Here is a 15883-nt window from a genome sequence, read left to right as displayed (position 1 = left end):
TCCGCCATGGAACCAGGCTCAGCAATCCCCACTGCATTGCCTTGCATGAAGCCGACACAAGCTCATCCCCCCAGGGTATCCAGACAGACTACCCGAAAAAATGAGACCGTCGTCAGCCTTCTTTGCCGTTTTCCCGGGCCAGCCGCGCCATGCGCTGGGTATCGGCCAGGATGCCGCGCAGCAGGCGCACTTCCTGTTCGGTCGGCTCGCCACGCAGGAACAGGCGGCGCAGCTTGCGCATTGCCGACTCGGGCGCACGGCCCTTGTGGAAATCGATCTCGTCGAGGGTGTCGCCGAGCTGGGCGAAGAAGCTCTCCATCTGCTCGTGGCTCGCCACCGGCTCGCGGACGTCCGCCGGCTCGGCCTCGGCCGCCGGCTGCGCGCCCAGCAGCTGCATGCGCGTTTCATAGGCCAGCACCTGCACGGCGGCGGCCAGGTTGAGCGAGCTGAAAGACGGATCCGACGGGATATGCACCGCCGCGTGGCACAGCTGCAGCTCTTCGTTGGTCAGGCCGGTGCGCTCGCGGCCGAACACCAGGGCCACCTCGGCGCCCTCACCGGCCTTGGCCACCGCGCGGGCGGCCGCGTCGGACGGCAGGTACTCCTCCAGCTGCACCCGGCGCGCACGCGCGGTGCAGCCCAGCACCAGGGTGCAGTCGGCGACGGCTTCGGCCAGGGTAGCCATCACCGGGGCATCGCCGAGCACGTCTTCGGCACCGGCCGAGCGGCGGAAGGCCTCCTCGTCCAGCGGCTTCTCGGGGGCGACCAGGACCATGCGGGCCAGGCCCATGGTCTTCAGGGCGCGTGCGGCGGCCCCCATGTTGCCGGGGTGCTGGGTACCGACCAGGACGAATCGGAGGCGGGTGGCGGCAGGAAACTGGGACATGAACAGGGAAATGTCGAGCTGGACGAAGACCAATGGTAAACTGTGCGGCCGGCCACTGCGCCGGACCCGCTCTTTTCCCCCGCCAGCCCTACCTCTTCTGCCTTCCCGGGAGCCCACGCCATGCAGAAACCCGCCGTCACCGTCATGGTCAAGGCCGCCCGCCTCGCCGGCAACGTCCTGTTGCGCAACATCAACAAGCTCGAGGCGCTCAATGTAGTGCAGAAGGGCCGGATGGACTACGCCAGTGAAGTCGATGCCGACGCCGAAAAGGTGATCGTCAAGGAACTCAAGCGCGCTTACCCCGAGTACGGCGTGTTCGGCGAAGAAGGCGGCGTGCAGGGTGGCCACCGCAACATGTGGGTCATCGACCCGCTGGACGGCACCAGCAACTACCTGCGCGGCGTGCCGCACTACTGCGTGTCGATCGCCCTGGTGGAAAATGGCGAGCCGACCGATGCGGTCATCTTCGATCCGCTGCGCAATGAACTGTTCACCGCCAGCCGTGGCGCCGGCGCCGTGCTCAATGACCGCCGCATCCGCGTGGCCGAACGCAAGGACCTGGGCGGCACCATGATCCACACCGGTTTCGCCCCGCGCGAGCGTGCCCGCGCCAGCGCCCAGCTGAAGGCGGTCGACGCCCTGCTGGTGCAGGCCGAGGACATCCGCCGCAGTGGTTCGGCAGCGCTGGACCTGGCCTACGTGGCCTGTGGCCGCGCCGATGCCTACTTCGAAGCAGGGGTGAAGGCCTGGGACATCGCGGCCGGCGTGCTGCTTGTCCGCGAAGCCGGCGGCAAGGTCTGCGACTTCAAGGGCGCGACCCTGGCCCGCATGGACAACCGTGGCCCGGACACCCAGCAGGTCGTGGCCGGCAACCTGAAGGTGGCCGAGTCGTTGCAGAAGGTGCTGGTGAACACCGGCTACGCCGCCGAGTTCGACGCCAAGTTCTAAGCGTCCCGGTAACGCGGCTCACTGAAACGGCACCTGCGAGGGTGCCGTTTTTGTTTGTCCCGCGCGGCGCTGCGTTGGAGATGGCGTGGAACCACGCCATGCGTGGATAGCCTCTGTAGAGTCGAGCCATGCTCGACTTACGCGCGCAGCGCGAAAGGCAGCCGAGCGTGGGCTCGGCTCTACAAACCAATGCGACAACCGCTGCCGCGTTGGAAAAACAAAACGCCCGGCACATGGCCGGGCGTTCGTGTTTCCGGGTTGAAACCCGTCTCTTACGCGGCGGTCGAAGCCCGAAGCGCAGCGATGCGCTCCTCCAGCGGCGGGTGGCTCATGAACAGCTTCTTCGCCGTCGAACCGGCAATGCCGAAGGCCGCGATCTGGGTCGGCAGCGTGCTCTGGCCGTGGTTGAGCTGCAGGCGCTCCAGCGCGGCGATCATTTTCTGGCGACCGGCCAGCGAGGCACCACCGGCGTCGGCACGGAACTCGCGGTGACGCGAGAACCACATCGAGATCATCGTCGCGAACAGGCCGAACACCATCTCCAGCACGAACACGATGATGAAGTAGGCGAAGCCACGGCCGCCGCCTTCGCGGTTGCCCGACAGCGCGCTGTCGATGATGCCGCCGACCACGCGGGCCAGCACGATCACAAAGGTATTCAGCACGCCCTGCAGCAGCGCCATGGTGATCATGTCACCGTTGGCGACGTGGGCGATCTCGTGGCCCAGTACTGCTTCGGCCTCGTCTTCGCTCATGTTGTGCAGCAGGCCGGTGGACACCGCCACCAGCGCGTTGTTGCGGTTGGCACCGGTGGCGAACGCGTTGATCTCCGGACCGTCATACACGGCCACTTCCGGCATGCCTATGCCGGCCGCCTTGGCCTGGCGTTCGACGGTGGCCAGCAGCCAGCGCTCGGTCGGGTTGCGCGGTTCGGTAATGACCACCGCACCGGTGGAACGCTTGGCCATCCACTTGGACAGCAGCAGCGAGATGAAGGAACCACCAAAGCCGAAGATGCCAGCCATGACCAGCAGGCCGCTCATCGAACGGGAGTCCACGCCCAGGATGGACATCACGATGCCGGCAAGGATCAGCACCGCAAGGTTGGTGGCCAGGAAAAGGGCAATGCGGGTAAACATGGGAAATTCGGCTCGGAAGGGTCGATATCCGCCAATTTGCGGTGCAGTCAGCTTGAATTCAAGCGCCAACCTGACCGACGATTCAGCCAGCATGACTTCGCCCATTCCCTGCGGCCGCTTCGCGCCCTCGCCCACCGGCCTGCTGCACGCCGGTTCCCTGTTCGCCGCCTTCGGCAGCTGGCTGCTTGCGCGCCATCACGGTGGCCTGTGGCGGCTGCGCATCGAGGATGTCGATCCGCCGCGCACGGTCGCCGGCGCGGCGCAGTCACAATTGCAGGCCCTGGCCGCATTCGGCCTGGACCACGACGGCGAGGTGCTCTGGCAGAGCGCGCGCGGCGAGGCCTACCAGGCCGCGCTGGACGTACTGCTGGCCAGCGACCGGGCCTTCGTCTGCCACTGCAGCCGCAGCGAAGTGGCCGCCAACGGCGGCATCCACCATCGCTGCGTGGCGCGCCAGCCACGACCGGACCCTGCCGTCCGCTTTCGCGTTCCCGCGGGCAGCGTGGTTGAGTACGAAGACGGACTGCGCGGCCTGCAGACCCAGGACGTGCATGCCGAGGTCGGTGATTTCGTGCTGCGCCGCGCCGATGGCTGCTGGGCCTACCAGCTGGCCGTGGTGGTGGACGATGCGGCGCAGGGCGTGACCGAAGTGGTCCGCGGCGCCGACCTGCTCGATTCCACCGCGCGGCAGATCCTGCTGCAGCGGGCGCTGGGGCTGCCGGTTCCGCGCTACTGGCACCTGCCATTGCTGCTGGATGCACCGGGCCACAAGCTGTCCAAGTCCCTCGCCGCCTTGCCGGTGGACAACAGCCGGCCGGTGCCGGTGCTGCGCCAGCTGTGGCAGCTGCTGGGCCAGGCACCCACCGCGCTGGATGGCGTGGACGACCTGCACGCCCTGCTGGCTGCCGCACGCCAGGCCTTCGACCCGACGCGGCTGCCGCGTTCCGACATCCTGATCGGAGCGGGCCTGCCGCCGGCCGGCGCACTTTCCGCGCCGATGTTGCAGAATCCCCTTCCCCCCACCTGAAACCCGGACAGCATTCCATGACTTCTCGCGTCGCACTGGTCACCGGCGGAACCGGCGGCATCGGTACCGCCATCTGCCAACGCCTGGCCGACCAGGGCCACCGGGTCGCCACCAACTACCGCGACGAGACCAAGGCCCGCGCCTGGCAGCAGGGCATGACCGAGCGCGGCTACCACGTGTCGATCTTCCCCGGCGATGTGTCCGACCCGGAAAGCGCCGAAGCGCTGATCCGCGCGGTGGAAACCGAGCTGGGCCCGGTCGAGATCCTTGTCAACAACGCCGGCATTACCCGCGATACCACCTTCCACCGCATGCGTGCGGACCAGTGGCACGACGTGATCAACACCAACCTCAATTCGGTGTTCAACGTCACCCGCCCGGTCATTGAAGGCATGCGCCGCCGCGGCTGGGGCCGGGTCATCCAGATCAGCTCGATCAACGGCCTGAAGGGCCAGTACGGCCAGGCCAACTACGCCGCCGCCAAGGCCGGCATGCACGGCTTCACCATTTCGCTGGCCCGTGAGAACGCCGGCTTCGGCATCACGGTCAACACCATCTCGCCGGGCTACGTCGCCACCGACATGGTGATGGCGGTGCCGGAGGAAGTGCGCGCCAAGATCATCGCCGACATCCCCACCGGGCGCCTGGGCAAGCCGGAGGAGATCGCCTACGGCGTGTCCTTCCTGGTCGCAGACGAGGCCGCCTGGATCACCGGCAGCAACCTGGACATCAACGGCGGCCACCACATGGGCTGGTAAGGCCGCAGGCAGCGGCAGCGGGCACGCAAAGGTCCCCTGCCGTTGGTCATGCTGCGCAGCACGCAAACCCTTGCTGCGCAACATGATCGGGCGTGAAACCCCAAGCGCGGCGGGGGCTGCAGCGGTTGCCAAGGCTTGTGCACTGCGCCATGCTGCACATCTACAGTGACGAGTGACCGCTTCATGGCTGCGACCCGCATCATCAAGAAGTATCCGAACCGCCGTCTCTACGACACCGAAATTTCCAGCTACATCACCATAGAGGATGTGCGCCAGCTGATCCTGGACGGTGAGGACTTCGAGGTCCGCGACGCCAAGAGCGGCGACGACCTGACCCGTTCGGTCCTGCTGCAGATCATCGCCGACCAGGAGCAGGACGGCGAACCGATGCTGTCCACCCAGCTGCTGAGCCAGCTGATCCGCTTCTACGGCGATTCGCTGCAGGGCTTCATGGGCAACTACCTGGAGCGCAGCATGCAGGTCTTCCTCGACCAGCAGCAGCAGTTCCGCCAGCAGATGGGCAACCTGCTGGGCCAGACCCCGTGGGCGATGATGAACCAGCTGACCGAGCGCAACCTGGAACTGTGGCAGGAATTCCAGCGCAACATGGGCACCGGCTTCGGCGGCCCCCGCCCCGGCGGTACGGGCACCGGCACCGGCACCGGCAACAAGCCGAGCGAGCCGGGCACCAGCACCGGCAACGGTGGCAAGACCCGGCGCTGAGGCCACTGCCCCCGCCTGACACGGAAACGGCGCGCCCTGAGGTGCGCCGTTTATGCTTTGGTAGAGTCGACCGTTGGTCGACTTATGCGCGCAGCGCGGGCATTTCCGCCATCCGACCGAAGTGCAGTCGACCAACGGTCGACTCTACCCTCAGCGCTTCAGCTTGCAGCCCGTGCACACGCGCTCGACCTTGTAGCCCTTGGCCTTCAGCTTCTCCACCACGCCGTCGCTGCCCAGCAGGTGCAGGCCACCGACCACCACCAGGGTGCCGCCCTGCCCGTCCTGCAGGTACGGCAGCAGCTTGGGCACCCACGCGTCGTTGCGCGCGGTGTTGATGCGCTGGTAGAGCTGCGGATACTGCTGGCGCATCTCCACGGCCATCTTGTTCCACAGCACGCGGTCATCGCCTCGGCGCCAGGCCTCGTGCAGCATCAGCGACTGCTCATCGCCCTTGTCGGCCTGGTCCAGCGCCTCGGCCATCATCTGCCGCTGCTCCTGCAGGCTCATGCCGTCCAGCAGGTTGATCTGGCTCTGCATGTCCTCCAGCCCGCGGGTCTGCTTGCCCGCCTTCTTCGCCTCCGCCATGAAATGACGGTCCAGGCCGAGGTTCGCATCCAGGCCCATCTTCTGCATCTGCCCGATGGTGATGTTGAGCGCGACGAACCAGCTCTTCATGCCCTGCAGCTGCGCCAGCGGCAGCTTGTTCTGCGTGGCGTAGGCCTGCAGCTTCTGCCAGGTGGCGTCATCCAGGTCGCGCTTCAGTTCACTGCCATCGCGGCGGATCGCGGTCTGCACCATCTGGGTGGCGGCCTGGGGCGATTCCATTTCCTCCGGCGATACTTCGAACAGCACCCGCTTGGACGCGGTGAAGGCCTGCTCGGCATCGGCCGACAACGGGTAATCGGAGGGCTTCAGCAGGTGGAACGAACCCAGCAGGTAGACACGCGCATCGCCCGGGCCGGTCACCTTCCACAGCAGCGGTACCGGCGGCCTGGCCGCAGGCGCTTCGGCCGGCGCGCCACGCGCCGCGGCCAGGGGGGCGACCGCGCAGGCCAGCAGCAGCACGGCGCCGCGCATCAGTGATCTGATCGACATGATCAGCCTTCTCCTTCAGACAGGTGGTACGCCTTCTCGCCGGCGTCCACGCGCAGGTCCAACCGGTTTTCCGGGGGCGCCAGCGGGCAGGTCGCATACGGGGTGAAGGCACAGGGTGGGTTGTAGGCGTGGTTGAAATCGATGCGCACGCTGCCATCGGCGGCCGGTGCATCCATGTCCAGGTAGCGACCGGCCGGATAGCTGCCGTGGCCACTGGTGCGGTCGGCGAAAACCAGGAACAGTGGCTCGCCGGGCGCGCCGATCGCTTCCATGCGCCAGCTGCGGCCGTCGCGCTCGAACTCCACCGCGCCGGCATTCGGCATTTCGGTGGTCAGGCCGGTGATGTCCACGATCGGCAGGGACTTGCCGGCGGGATGGGCGATGAAATGCGCCTGTACCTGCCAGTCGGGACCGCCAGGCCAGTACTGGATGCCGGCGAAATCGCGGCGCGCGTCCGCATCAGCATGCTTGACCCGCAGCGCATCGCGCGGGCCGCGGCGGATGATGCTCAGCTGCCCCTTGCCGCCATCGAAGGTGAGCACGGTGGGCGCCGGATCCTTGTCGGTGTTCATGCGCACGCGGCCACGCACCGGCTGCCCGTCCAGGCTGACATCCACCCTGGCCTCGGGGCTGAACCACCACTGGTCGCCCTCGCGCCGCAGCAGGCCCAGCTTGTCAGGGCCCACCGCCAGGCGGATGCCACTGCTGGCGCCGCTGCCGATGAAGTGCGACTTGTACTGCAGCCAGTGCAGGCCGACCAGCGAGGTCCAGCCATCGGGCCGGGTCAGGTCTTCATAGCGCTGCACGCGCCACTGCTGCTGCCCCGCTGCGAATGCCGGATCTTCCTTCACCACAGGCACCGGCGCCGGTGCCGGGCTGCAGGCGGCCAGCAACACGGCGACCAGCAGGCCGCCCACTCCCCGATGACGCATGGATGCTCCCCTCAACGTTGCGGGCCTCAACGGCCGCGCAGGAACCAGCGGTCGATTTCCGCCAGCGAAAAACGTGCCCAGGTCGGCCGGCCGTGGTTGCACTGCCCGGAGCGCTCGGTGATTTCCATGTCGCGCAGCAGCGCGTTCATTTCCGGCACGGTCAGGCGCCGGTTGGCGCGCACCGCGCCGTGGCAGGCCATGGTCGACAGCAGTTCGTCGCGCGCACTGGCGATGCGCCGGCTCTGGCCATGCTCGCGCAGGTCAGTCAGCACGTCGCGCAGCAGGCCTTCCGGCTCGGCGTTGGCCAGCAGCGCGGGAATGCTGCGCACATGCAGCGCGCCCGGGCCGGCGCGGGTGACTTCGAAACCAAGCGCGGCCAGCGTTTCCGCTTCCGTCTCGGCGGTGTCGGCCTCGCGCTCGCCCACCGCCAGGGTGATCGGCACCAGCAACGGCTGCGACTGCAGGCCGATGCCATCGTGAGCGTTCTTCAGCCGCTCGTAGCCGATGCGCTCGTGGGCGGCGTGCATGTCCACCACGATCAGGCCTTCGGCGTTCTCGGCCAGGATGTAGATGCCGTGCAGCTGGGCAATGGCGTAGCCCAGCGGCGGCACGCCGGCATCGGCACTGGTCACCGGCAGGCCGTTCGCGCTCGGCATCGGCGGCAGCGCACTGCTGCGTTCGCCTGCATCGGGTACGGCGTACAGCGCGGCATAGGCCGCGGGCGCATCGGCCACCTGCAGGCCCAGCGGCTGCTGCGGGCGCCAGCCAGAGAAGCCACCGCCACCGCCGCCCGAACCAGGCGCGGCACCGCGTACCAGGCCGAAGCCCGACGCACCGGCGCTGGACGGCATCGCTTCAGCGCCGATGTCTGCAGCGTGGACGGCACCGGCACCGATCTCCTGCGCGGACATACCGGCGCGGGTGTCGGCCAGCGCGTCCTTCAACGTGCGGTAGACGAAGTCGTGGACCAGCCGTGAATCGCGGAAGCGCACTTCGTGCTTGGCCGGGTGCACGTTGACGTCGACCCGGGTCGGGTCCAGTTCCAGGAACAGCACGTAGGCCGGCTGGCGGCCGTGGTAGAGCACGTCGCCGTAAGCCATCTTCACCGCGTGGGCGACACTGCGGTCGCGCACCGAACGGCCATTGACGTACAGGTACTGCTGGTCGGCACTGGCCCGCGAATAATGCGGCTGCGCGATCCAGCCATGCAGGCGCAGGCCGGCACCGGTGTGGTCCACGCGCACGGCCTGGCTGGCAAAGTCCTCGCCGAGGGTCTCGGCCAGCCGCACATCGGAATACAGGTCACCGGGCTTGTAACGGCGCGAGGCCTTGCCGTTGTGCGACACGCGCAGCTCGACATCCGGGCGGGCCAGCGCCAGCGAGCGCAGCCATTCTTCGATGTGGCCCATTTCCGTGCGCTCGGCGCGCAGGAACTTGCGGCGCGCCGGCACGTTGTAGAACAGCTCGCGCACTTCCACAGTGGTGCCCGGCGCATGCGCGCGCGGGGTCACTTCGCCGATCTTGCCGCCTTCGATCTGCAGCGCCGAGCCGTGCTCGTCATGCGCGCGGCGCGACGCCAGGGTGAAGCGGCTGACCGAGGCGATGGACGGCAGGGCTTCGCCGCGGAAACCGAGGGTCGCCACCGATTCGAGGTCGTCGAGATCGGCGATCTTGCTGGTGGCATGTCGCGAGACTGCCAGCGGCAACTGCTCGGGCGCGATGCCACTGCCGTTGTCGCGGATGCGGATGAGCCGCACACCGCCCTCTTCCAGATCGATGTCAACGCGGCTGGCGCCGGCATCGATGGCGTTCTCGACCAGCTCCTTGACCACCGACGCAGGACGTTCGACCACTTCGCCGGCGGCGATCTGGTTGATCAGGATTTCCGGCAACGGCCGGATCGGGCGCGGATGGGGAGCAGACGTCATGCAGGGATGATAACGGAGCCGCGGGCCTCGGCGGCCATCCCGCGCTGCGCGCGGTAGAGTCGACCGTTGGTCGACTGCGCAGTACCGAGAACATGAGCCCCGCGCTGCGCGCGGTAGAGTCGACCGTTGGTCGACTGCGCGGTTGCCGAAAACATGAACCGCGCGCAAGGCACGCAGTCGACCAACGGTCGACTCTACTTGCTGCCGCCGGCCATGGTGGCGGCGGCGTCGATCTCGGCCTGGGCGCGGGCTGCGTACAGCGTGCCCGGCGGCGGCTGCCGGCTGAAGAAGGTATGCACGCCATCGAGCACCGCACCGGCGACCTTGCGCTGGTAGGCCGGGTCGGTCAGGCGGCGTTCTTCGTCCGGGTTGGAGATGAAGGCGGTTTCCACCAGCATCGCCGGCATGTCCGAGGTGCGCAGCACCGCGAAGTTGGCGCGCTCGAGGTTCGGCTTGTGGTTGTTGCCGATCCGCTTCAGGCCGCCCAGCACGTGGCCGGCCGCATCTTCGGACGCCTTCATGTAACCGCTCTGGGCCAGGTCCAGCAGCACGTTGGCCAGGGTGCCCTCGGTCTGCTGAAGGCGCACGCCACCGACCAGGTCGGCCGCGTTTTCCTTGTCGGCCAGCCAGCGCGCGCGCTGCGAGGAGGCGCCCTTGGTGGACAGCACGTACACCGACGAACCGGTGGCCGAACGGTTCTCGGCAGCGTCGGCGTGGATCGAGATGAAGATGTCGGCCTTGTTCGCGCGCGCCTTCTGCGCACGCATCGGCAGCGGGATGAACACGTCGCTGTCGCGGGTCAGGTAGGCCTTCAGGCCCGGCGTCGCGTTGACCTGGCGGGCCAGTTCGCGCGCCACGGCCAGGGTGACGTCCTTCTCGCGCTTGCCGGTCGGGCCGATCGCGCCCGGATCCTGGCCGCCATGGCCCGGATCGATGGCTACCACCAGGTGGCGAATGCCCGGCTGCATGCGGATGCGCGAAGCATCGCTGGGCATGGCCGGTCGCGGCGCTTCGGCGGGTGCCGCGGCAGGCGTGGGTGCAGGCGCCGGTGCGGCGGCCACCACGGCACGGGTCGGCTGGCCGGCGAGGATCGCGGCCGGCGAGGACGGCGGCGGCGTGCTGCTGGCACTGATGCCGGCAGCGGCCACCTGGGCCGGGGTGGTGGTCGGGGCCGGCGCCGGCGCAACCGGAGCGGCAGCACTGGCGCTGGCCTGCTGCTGCACCTGGGCCGTCAGCAGCGCGGTGGCGCGCGCGGCATCACCACGCGACTGCGCGTTCTGTGCGGCGGCCGCATCGGCGGCGGACGGGGTGACCGCTGCGATGGCCGCAGGCGAGGCCGGGCTGGCGGCCGTTGCCGGGCCATCGCCCGGCCACTCGATCACCAGCTTGGATTCATTGCCTTCACGCTGCAGCTGCGGACGGAACGGCGACACCGACGCAGCAAGGTCGAAAACGACACGGAACGTGCCCGGCACCGGCTGTCCGGTGCGGACGGCGGTGACCACGCCCTTCGCGGCCGGCATCTTCAGGTTGTGCACGGCGCTGGAATCGGGGAAGTCGATCACCAGGCGGCTCGGCGAGGACAGCGACAGGGTCTTGTAGCCGCCGCTGCCCACCAGGGAGATCTCGGCGCGGGTACCGGTCGCGCCGGTGTTCAGCTGGACCTGGCGGACCTCACCGGCCCACGCGCAGACGCTCGTCAGACCCAGTCCGACGGCGGCACAGATGGCGATGAGACGGTTCCCCAGGCGCATGGTCAGGATTCAATCACCGCGCTGAACGGAATGCAACACCTTTTTCCTTAATAATCCGTAACCTGCCGGTGTTTGTTCTCGTCAGCCGACAGAAATTGCCTGCAAGTCGCCCCCGTCGGGAAGCCGACCCAGCCATTCACGGCCCACGTCGCTGGCCCCAGTGAGACGGACGCGCCGCCCCTGCCCTTCGATTTCCAGCGCCACCACCAGATCGGTGGGCGGCAGCGCACCGGCGCCGCGCTCAGGCCACTCCACCAGCCACAACACGGCACTGCCCTCGTCCAGGCCGAGGAAATCCAGCTCACCGGCCTGGCCGATGCGGTAAAGGTCCAAGTGCCACGCTTCGCCGCCACTGGACAGCGGATAGCGCTCGACCAGGGTGTAGGTGGGGCTGCGGATCGCACCCTGCACGCCGAGCGCGCGCAGCAGCGCACGTGCCGTGGTGGATTTGCCGGCGCCGAGGTCACCGCGCAGCTCGACCAGCGCCTGCGGGGGCCGGGTAGCGGCCAGCCACTGGCCCAGCATTTCGGTGGCTTCGCTGTCGGCCAGGAAGAATTCAGTCATTGCAGGAGTTCCGGGTTCGCCAGCCGCCGCAGGGGCGCCAGCAGATCAGTAGGAAGCAGGCCGCGCGCGCCATCAAGGGCAGCGACATCGCCGGCCAGCGCATGCAGCAGCGCGCCACACGCGGCCGCATCGAAGGCATCCAGGCCCTGCGCGCGCAGGCTGGCGATGATGCCGGTGAGCAGATCACCCATGCCACCGACGGCCATGCCGGGGTTGCCGGCAGCAATCAGGCGCGGGGTGCGGCCAGGGGCGACCACGATGCTGCCAGCGCCCTTCAGCACCACCACGGCGTGGTAGCGCTCGGCCAGCGCCTGGGCGCAGCGGTAGCGATCGGCCTGGATCTCGGCCGTGGCGCATTCCAGCAGGCGCGCGGCCTCGCCCGGGTGCGGGGTCAGGATGGCATCGGGCAGCGCACGGGGGTCGCGGGCCAGCAGGTTCAGCGCATCGGCATCGAGCACCAGCGGCTTGCCACAGGCCAGCACGCGCGCAAACAGGGCACGCGCCCAGTCGTCCTGGCCCAGGCCGGGGCCGATCGCCACGACCTTGGCCTTTTCAAGCAGGCCGGGCAGCGCGTCGCCGTCTTCCAGCGCATGCACCATGGCCTCGGGCAGGCGCGCCAGCAGCGGACCGACATGGTCGCCGCGGGTGCCGATGCTGAGCAGTCCGGCACCGGTGCGCAGGCCGGCCTCGGCAGCCAGGGCGATGGCGCCTCCACTGCCGCGGTTGCCGCCCACGCACAGCACATGGCCGGATTCGCCCTTGTGGCTATTGGCGCGGCGCGGCTTCAGCAATGCCGGCAAGCGTGCACCCGTCCAGTGCTCGGCCGCCGCCGAAACGCCCTGCCACGCCGCCTTGGGCAGCTGCAGCGCGGCCAGCGCGGGTTCGCCGGCGTGCTCCAGCGCGTCGCCGGTGTACAGGCCGCGGTGCGGCACGATGAACTGCAGGGTCAGCGCTGCGCGCACCGCGACACCCGGCACCGCGCCACGGTCGGCGTCGACGCCGCTGGGCACATCCAGTGCAAATACCGGTGCGTCCTGTGCGTTCAGTGCTTCGATCACGGCCTGCGCTGCGCCTTCCGGCGCCCGGTCGAAACCCAGCCCGAACAGGCCATCCACCCAGATATCGGCTGCGGGCAGCGTTCCGTCAAATTCCGCCAGGGCTCCCCCGACGGACCTGAAATCCGAGGTTGCCCGTTGCGCCAACGCGGCGGCTGGCGGTTTGCCCGGCAGGGTCAGCGCCGTTACCCGGCGCCCGGCCAGCAGCGCATGCCGCGCGAGCACCAGGCCGTCGCCGCCGTTGTTGCCGCTGCCGACCACCACGCCCACATTCAGCGCCTGTGGCCAGTGCCGCAGCAGGCGCTGCCAGGCAGCCAGCCCGGCCTGGGCCATCAGCTCCCAGCCACCATCGCCTGCCAGCGCCGAGGCCTGGGCATCCAGCGCACGCGCAGCAGCAGAATCAAACAGATCGGCAAGGTTGACCATGCGGAGATTTTATACTGGTGCGCATGTTCCCCGCCCCTGCCCCCCTCGATCCGGCCCTGGCCGTGCAGCGCATCCGCGAACTCGCCCGTGCGCACGGCTTCCAGCGCTGCGGCATCGCCGGCGTCGAGCTGGGCGAGGATGAGGCGCATTTGGCCGACTGGCTGGGCAAGGGCCTGTACGGGACGATGGACTGGATGGCCCGCCACGGCACCCTGCGCGCACGCCCGGCCGAACTGCTGCCGGGTACCGTGCGGGTGATTTCGGTGGGCATGGATTACAGCCACAAGGACGACACCGAAGCCTGGGCGACCCTGGCCGATCCCGGCCGCGCCTATGTTGCCCGTTACGCGCTGGGCCGCGATTACCACAAGCTGATGCGCAACCGGCTGCAGAAGCTGGCCACGCAGATCAACGATGAAGTGGCGCCGCTGGGCTACCGCGTGTTCGTCGATTCGGCGCCGGTGCTGGAACGTGCGCTGGCGCGCAACGCCGGGCTCGGCTGGATCGGCAAGCACACCTGCCTGATCGACCGTCACGGCGGCTCGTGGTTCTTCATCGGCGAGATCTACATCGACATCCCGCTGCCGATCGATGCACCTGCCACCGCCCACTGCGGCACCTGCACGCGCTGCATCGATGTCTGCCCCACCCAGGCCATCATCGCCCCGCAGCGGCTGGACGCGCGGCGCTGCATTTCCTACCTGACCATCGAACACGACGGCGCCATTCCCGAAGACATGCGGCCACTGATCGGCAACCGCATCTACGGCTGCGACGACTGCCAGCTGGTCTGCCCCTGGAACAAGTTCGCAAAGCGCACCGACGAAGCGGATTTCCGTGCGCGCAACAACCTCGATACTGCGCGTCTGGACCAGCTGTTCGCCTGGGATGAAGCCGAATTCCTGCGCCGCACCGAAGGCAGCCCGATCCGCCGCAGCGGCCACGAGCGCTGGCTGCGCAACATCGCCGTGGCGCTGGGCAACGCACCGGCCTCGACCGACGCACTGGCCGCCCTGCAGACCCGCGTCGACGATCCCTCACCCGTGGTGCGCGACCACGTGCAGTGGGCGCTGGCCCAGCACGGCGCGCGCTGACGTGCGATCCTGAGCGCCCTGCTCCGCCCGCTACCGCCGTACCCATGCAGCCACGCAACAACGACGTCCTCACCCCCAGCCAGCTCAACACCCTGGCCCGCGACCTGCTGGAAGGCAGCTTCCCGGCGATCTGGGTCGAAGCCGAGCTGGGCAGCGTCGCCCGCCCCGCGTCCGGGCACCTGTACTTCACCCTGAAGGATGCGCGCGCGCAGCTGCGTGCAGCGATGTTCCGGATGAAGGCGCAGTACCTGAAGTTCGTGCCGCGCGAAGGCATGCGCGTGCTGGTGCGCGGCAAGGTGACGCTGTACGACGCGCGTGGCGAGTACCAGATGGTGCTGGACCACATGGAAGAGGCCGGCGAGGGCGCACTGCGCCGCGCCTTCGAGGAACTGAAGGCACGCCTGGAAGCCGAGGGCCTGTTCGATCCAGCGCGCAAGCGGCCGATGCCGGCGCACGTGCATCGCCTGGCGGTGATCACCTCGCCCACCGGCGCCGCCGTGCGCGACGTGCTGAGTGTGCTGGCCCGCCGTTTTCCGCTGCTGGAAGTGGACCTGCTGCCGACCCTGGTCCAGGGCAGCACCGCCGCCGCGCAGATCACCCGCCTGCTGCAGGCCGCCGATGCCAGCGGCCGCTACGACGTGATCCTGCTGACACGCGGTGGTGGTTCGCTGGAAGACCTGTGGGCGTTCAATGACGAGGCGCTGGCCCGGGCGATCGCCGCCAGCGGCACGCCGGTGGTCTCGGCGGTGGGCCACGAAACCGACTTCAGCCTGAGCGACTTCGCCGCCGACCTGCGCGCACCGACGCCGTCGGTGGCCGCCGAACTGCTGGTGCCCGACCAGCGCGAACTGGCCCTGCGCCTGCGCCGAACCGCCGCGCGCATGGTGCAGCTGCAGCGGCACACGATGCAGCAGGCGATGCAGCGCGCCGATCGCGCCCTGCTGCGCCTGAACGCACGGAGCCCGCAGGCGCGCCTGGACCTGCTGCGTCGCCGCCAGCTTGACCTGGGCCGGCGCCTGCATGCGGCCTTCAACCAGCAGCAGGAGCGCCGTGCCGCGCGTCTGCGCCATGCAGCCGCGGTGCTGCGCGGTCACCACCCGCAGCGCCAGCTGGACGAGATGCAGCGGCGCCTGGCGGCCCTGCGCGGCCGCCCGCAGGCGGCGCTGCAGCGCCTGCTGCAACGGGACGCATTGCGGCTGCGTGGGCTGGCGCGTTCGCTGGAAGCGGTAAGCCCGCTGGCGACGGTGGCACGTGGTTACAGCATCCTGACCCGCAGTGACGACGGCACGCTGGTGCGTGAGGTCGGGCAGGTACAGGCCGGCGATGCGCTGAAGGCACGCGTCGGCGACGGCGTGATCGACGTGCTGGTCAAGTAGGGGGGTGTTTGGCAGGGCTTGCAGCCCTGCACCTGCTGCAAATCAACGGCAACGGCAACGGCAAAATCAGGAGCAGGCATTCCGTGGGTTGGCGGGGCGGTGTCGGATTGCGGGAACGCCGCAAGTACGTCCTTGTAGGCTTGGCAGCCGCATCCATGCGGCTGACACCCCGCAATCC

General features: G+C 68.8%; 14 protein-coding genes. 6 read left to right on the top strand and 8 right to left on the bottom strand.

The window, feature by feature from the left end:
• Positions 1-112: 112 nt before the first annotated feature.
• Positions 113-886: an RNA methyltransferase gene (locus tag FJU31_RS16890; RefSeq protein ID WP_150455769.1), complete on the bottom strand. Its 774-nt coding sequence runs from the start codon at positions 884-886 to the stop codon at positions 113-115.
• 120 nt (positions 887-1006) lie between these two features.
• Here FJU31_RS16890 and FJU31_RS16885 point away from each other — a divergent pair, with 120 nt between their 5' ends.
• Positions 1007-1834: an inositol monophosphatase family protein gene (locus FJU31_RS16885; RefSeq protein WP_150455768.1), complete on the top strand. Its 828-nt coding sequence runs from the start codon at positions 1007-1009 to the stop codon at positions 1832-1834.
• A gap of 272 nt (positions 1835-2106) precedes the next feature.
• Here the strand turns inward: FJU31_RS16885 and htpX are convergent, their stop codons facing one another.
• Positions 2107-2973, bottom strand: coding sequence for a protease HtpX (gene htpX / locus FJU31_RS16880; RefSeq protein ID WP_150455767.1), 867 nt, complete (start codon positions 2971-2973; stop codon positions 2107-2109).
• A gap of 91 nt (positions 2974-3064) precedes the next feature.
• Here htpX and gluQRS point away from each other — a divergent pair, with 91 nt between their 5' ends.
• The 3 genes from gluQRS (at position 3065) to phaR (ending at position 5481) form a co-directional block, all read left to right on the top strand.
• Positions 3065-4000: a tRNA glutamyl-Q(34) synthetase GluQRS gene (gluQRS, locus tag FJU31_RS16875; RefSeq protein WP_150455766.1), complete on the top strand. Its 936-nt coding sequence runs from the start codon at positions 3065-3067 to the stop codon at positions 3998-4000.
• A 17-nt stretch (positions 4001-4017) separates the two neighbouring features.
• Positions 4018-4758, top strand: a complete 741-nt coding sequence (phbB, locus tag FJU31_RS16870) for an acetoacetyl-CoA reductase (protein ID WP_150455765.1) — start codon at positions 4018-4020, stop codon at positions 4756-4758.
• Between the two features lie 183 nt (positions 4759-4941).
• Positions 4942-5481, top strand: coding sequence for a polyhydroxyalkanoate synthesis repressor PhaR (gene phaR / locus FJU31_RS16865; protein WP_150455764.1), 540 nt, complete (start codon positions 4942-4944; stop codon positions 5479-5481).
• A 150-nt stretch (positions 5482-5631) separates the two neighbouring features.
• Here phaR and FJU31_RS16860 read toward each other — a convergent pair whose 3' ends face one another.
• The 6 genes from FJU31_RS16860 to FJU31_RS16835 all read right to left on the bottom strand — a co-directional run bounded on the left by FJU31_RS16860 (position 5632) and on the right by FJU31_RS16835 (position 13235).
• Complete coding sequence (locus FJU31_RS16860) at positions 5632-6576, bottom strand: TraB/GumN family protein (RefSeq protein ID WP_150455763.1); 945 nt, start codon at positions 6574-6576, stop codon at positions 5632-5634.
• A 2-nt stretch (positions 6577-6578) separates the two neighbouring features.
• A complete protein-coding gene (locus tag FJU31_RS16855) occupies positions 6579-7508 on the bottom strand; it encodes a DUF1684 domain-containing protein (protein WP_150455762.1) in 930 nt (309 codons plus the stop codon).
• A 26-nt stretch (positions 7509-7534) separates the two neighbouring features.
• Positions 7535-9436, bottom strand: a complete 1902-nt coding sequence (gene mutL, locus FJU31_RS16850) for a DNA mismatch repair endonuclease MutL (protein WP_150455761.1) — start codon at positions 9434-9436, stop codon at positions 7535-7537.
• Positions 9437-9630: 194 nt separating this feature from the next.
• Positions 9631-11190: an N-acetylmuramoyl-L-alanine amidase gene (locus tag FJU31_RS16845; RefSeq protein WP_150455760.1), complete on the bottom strand. Its 1560-nt coding sequence runs from the start codon at positions 11188-11190 to the stop codon at positions 9631-9633.
• A gap of 81 nt (positions 11191-11271) precedes the next feature.
• Positions 11272-11754: a tRNA (adenosine(37)-N6)-threonylcarbamoyltransferase complex ATPase subunit type 1 TsaE gene (gene tsaE / locus FJU31_RS16840; RefSeq protein WP_150455759.1), complete on the bottom strand. Its 483-nt coding sequence runs from the start codon at positions 11752-11754 to the stop codon at positions 11272-11274.
• Positions 11751-13235, bottom strand: a complete 1485-nt coding sequence (locus tag FJU31_RS16835; protein WP_150455758.1) for an NAD(P)H-hydrate dehydratase — start codon at positions 13233-13235, stop codon at positions 11751-11753. Before FJU31_RS16835 ends, tsaE begins: the two co-directional genes overlap by 4 nt.
• 23 nt (positions 13236-13258) lie before the next feature.
• Here FJU31_RS16835 and queG point away from each other — a divergent pair, with 23 nt between their 5' ends.
• Complete coding sequence (queG, locus tag FJU31_RS16830; RefSeq protein WP_150455757.1) at positions 13259-14329, top strand: tRNA epoxyqueuosine(34) reductase QueG; 1071 nt, start codon at positions 13259-13261, stop codon at positions 14327-14329.
• Positions 14330-14373: 44 nt separating this feature from the next.
• Positions 14374-15705 carry an exodeoxyribonuclease VII large subunit gene (xseA, locus tag FJU31_RS16825; RefSeq protein WP_150455756.1) on the top strand — a complete coding sequence of 444 codons (1332 nt, stop codon included), beginning with the start codon at positions 14374-14376 and terminating at the stop codon, positions 15703-15705.
• The last annotated feature ends 178 nt before the right edge of the window (positions 15706-15883 follow it).

Source organism: Stenotrophomonas cyclobalanopsidis, assembly GCF_008710035.1.
GTDB classification, from domain to species: domain Bacteria; phylum Pseudomonadota; class Gammaproteobacteria; order Xanthomonadales; family Xanthomonadaceae; genus Stenotrophomonas; species Stenotrophomonas cyclobalanopsidis.
The sequence above is the reverse complement of the archived record's forward strand: the minus strand, read 5'-3'. Positions and strand labels throughout refer to the sequence as shown.